The following is a 2,543-nucleotide window of genomic DNA, read 5'->3' on the forward strand; positions in this document are numbered from 1 at the left end:
GGGGTTCCCGGGCATCCCGGCGCCCCAGGGGAGGCGCGCCGGAATTCCTTGGCTTACGGTCCGGCGTGGGCGACGGTGACGTTCACGTTGTTCCCACCGATGGTGAGCGTGTTGGTCGCGCTGTTGCCGTATGCCGCCGATGCCAAGGTATTGCCGTTGATCGACAGGCTGGCATTGGTCACGCCGCCAGTGTTGCCGGTACCGCTGGCCACAGCGTTGATCGCGAGCGCGCCGGAGGTGACGCCGGTGCTGGCATTGATCGCGCCGGTGTTGTTCTGGTTGCTGGCGATCGCGGTGGTCGTCGGCGTCGTGCCGCTGGACGGGTTGTTCAGCGCCGTCAGGGTCAGCGAGTTGGTCGCGGCATTGCCATAGGCCACCGAGACCGCGCTGTTGCCGTTCAGGGTCACCGCCGAATTGGTCACCGAAGGCGCCGTTCCGAGGTTGTTGAACGTCGACCCATAGGTGACGTTCGCCGCTGCCGTGACGCCGCCGTTGTTCACCTGCTCATTGAGCACTGCGAAGCTTGCAGAGACGCTGTCCGTGCGCGACGAGGTCAGCGAGGCCGAACCACCAGCACTCGTATTGGCGAAGCTGGTTGCCGATGCCGAGAGCGCGTTGGTGGCATTATTGCCGCCGGCGCGTGCCGTGGTGGCATTGCTGTTGAGCGCTACCGAGCTCTTATCGAGCGGGCTCGGGTCGCTCGCCGTGGCCCCATCATAGCCGGCCACGACAACATCTGCCTTGGTCGTGGCGTTCGCCGTGACCGTAGCGCTGCTGACCTGCTGGTTGATGACCCCAGCCGAAGCGCTGTCCGAATTGGCCGACAGGGTCAGCGTATTCGTCGAGCGATTCGAGAGCGCGGTCGAGCTGGTGGCGTTGCCGCTGAGATCGACCTTGCTCTGGTTGATGCCGTTGGAAACGAACTGGCTCTGGCCCGTCGCACCGCCGTCATTGTTCCACAGGTTGGTCGTCGCCGCCGCGGTGACGGTGACATTCGAGTTCGCCGACTGGGCGTTGTTCACGACATAGTCGGCCGCCGAAGTATAGCTGCCCGACGAGCCGGAGAGCGAAGCGTTGGCACCATAGTTCGATCCGCTCACCGTGGTCGACACCAAGCTCGTGTCAGCCGCCACCGTCATGCTGTTGGTCGCAGCATTGACCGTCGAGGACGCGACGTTGCTGTTGTCGTCCAGCGACAAGGTCGAAGAGCTGTTCGCGGCGGGCGCCGCAACAGTCATCGTCGACGCTGCACCGAATGTCACGGTTGTCGATGCCGATTGCTTCGAAAGCAGCGCACCATTGGTGGATACGCTGCCACCGCTCAGCGCCACGCTGTTGGCGGCACTGTTACCAGTGGTCGTCGCCGACTGCGCATTGCCCGAGACGGACAAGGTGCTGCCGGTGATATCGCTGGTGTCATCCGTCACCCCGGGAGCGCCGGCGCCCAGCGTCGCGATATTGTATGTGCCGGTAACAGTCGTCGTTTCCGAACCGCTGACCGCCTGGATGTTGGCAAGGGCATGGTCCGCCGTTGCATAGGCTGCCGGCGCGGTACCCGCGTTTGGCGCAGCGGTCGCACCGACCGTGCCATCCGAAGCCGCCAGGACGCTGCTGCCGGTCACCTTGATACTGTTGCTCGCAGCGTTGCCAGTGGTGGCGCCGGAGATGGCATTGCCGTCCACGAGAACGCTGCTGTTCGCGATATCCCGGCCAACGGTGACATTGGCGCCACTGAAGTCCGAGATGGTTGCGGTGAGCGCACCCGAACTGGTCTGGTTGTTGGCCAGAGCCGAAGTGGTCGAGACGTTGGTCGCATCGAGCGCGACGCTGTTGGTGCCGGCATTGCCGGTAACCGTCGAGCTTTGCGCATTGTCGGACACCGACACCGTGCTGGCACTGACATCGCTTAGTGTCGGGCTGCTAACGCCTGTCGCCGACACGCCGAATAGGGCGCCGACCGTGCTCGAGAGAGCACCGGTATTGGTCTGGCCGTTGGAAACAGCCATATCGGCGGCTGCCGTACCGGTGACATTCGCGGTCGCCTGTGACGAATTGCTTGCCCCATTGCCTCGGGTCAGATTCGTCGCACTTGCCGCCAGCGCGTTGGTGGCGCTGTTGCCGCGCGCCGATCCGCTCGTGCTGTTGCCATCGACCGTGATGCTGCTGCCAGTGATGTCATTGCCGACCGTGACGATCACACCACCGGTCGATGGCGTCCCGGCAGCCCCCCCCGATGTATACGATCCCGGCAAGGATCCGATAGAAGTCGATTGATGGCTGGAGACGAGCGTTATCGTTCCCGCCGACCAGGTATATTGGTTATTCGGATTGGAATCCGCGTCGTCCAGCGCCTGCCGGTCAGCGTCAGTACCAGCAACTGTGCCGGTAAAGGTATAGTCGTTTACCCCTACCTGAGTGCTACCTCCACTGAACGTGAAGTTATGCGTCGTCGGCGCTGCCGCAGCCGTTCCCGCCTTTCCGATGAGCGCGGCAGCAGTGCCGTTCATCACCTGATCGTTGGCAACGGCAGCACTGGTCCCGAG

1 protein-coding gene is annotated in these 2,543 nt (G+C 63.6%); it reads right to left on the minus strand.

All coding sequences use genetic code 11. The features are described 5' to 3' along the window. Nucleotides 1-53: 53 nt before the first annotated feature. Nucleotides 54-2,543: beta strand repeat-containing protein (locus ACODRZ_RS26575; protein ID WP_488973180.1), on the minus strand; the 2,490-nt coding region annotated here is incomplete at its 5' end.

Source organism: Novosphingobium sp. FG90, assembly GCF_057808725.1.